Genomic DNA, 982 nt, shown 5'->3' on the forward strand with positions numbered 1-982 from the left:
ACGATTGGCTTATAGCTACTCGGAGCACGAGTATGTGAACGATGAAGATTATGGCGATAACGAGCAAGCTGAGGCGCCTAACAGTTTGGCTAACTTACGTTTGAACTATTCTCCTCAAAAGGTGCAGGGTTTGACGACTTCATTGGAGCTTGAGCATATTGGTGAGTATTGGATGGATGACAATAACACTAAAAAATATGGCGGCTATACGGTTACACACTTAAAAGCACTATATAAAATTTCTGAACAGCTCAAATTGAGCGCTAAGATTAATAACCTGTCGAATAAAGTGTATGCGGAAAATGCCAGCTTCAGTTACGGCAAAGAGAAGTATACACCAGGGGCTCCGCGTCAGTTATTCGCAGGTATTGAGTATCGGTTTTAAGACATGATGACTAAAGAACGCTCAGGTATTTTTTTCATACTGTGCCTTTTGCTTGCACTCTTATTGACCTGCAACCAAGATGCAGAGGCAGCAAAAAAGCATGGAGCAATGAAAAACAGTTTGCTGCCTGAGTGTCAAGGTATGGCACTTCCATCTGTGCATTGTGGACGCGCTCCATCGTATGCCGAGGGTAAGGATAAAGTGTATGTGGTCTTCTCTCAGAATGGCCATATCTACTTATCTTCATCATCAGATGAAGGGCGCAGCTATACGCCTCCTATTGCTGTTAATCGGCGACCTGAAGCGATTTATGATGATGGCGAGAATAGGCCAAAGATCCTGTTGGGAAAACAACAAGAGATCTTTATCTCATGGACGCATAAGACGCCTGGGCGCTATTCGGGGGATGTGCGTTTTGCTCGTTCACTCGATGGCGGTCAAAATTTTTCTGAACCGATTACGATCAACAATGACAAAGCACTAATCGGTCATCGTTTTGATGCGATGCTGATGGATGGTACAGGGCGTTTATATTTATTCTGGATTGATAAACGAGATAAAAAAGCCGCTCGTGACAGGAATCAAGACTACTTAGGG

Annotated in this window: 2 protein-coding genes; both read left to right on the plus strand. The window is 43.7% G+C overall.

Annotation, left to right across the window (positions count from 1 at the left end; translation table 11 throughout):
• Positions 1-385, plus strand: a 385-nt coding sequence (locus A3729_RS24880) for a TonB-dependent receptor domain-containing protein (RefSeq protein WP_156498120.1), incomplete at its 5' end; no start/stop codon positions are given.
• Positions 386-388: 3 nt separating this feature from the next.
• On the plus strand, positions 389-982 hold a 594-nt coding region (locus A3729_RS24885), incomplete at its 3' end, for a sialidase family protein (protein ID WP_197476060.1).

It is taken from the genome of Oleiphilus sp. HI0043 (assembly GCF_001634935.1).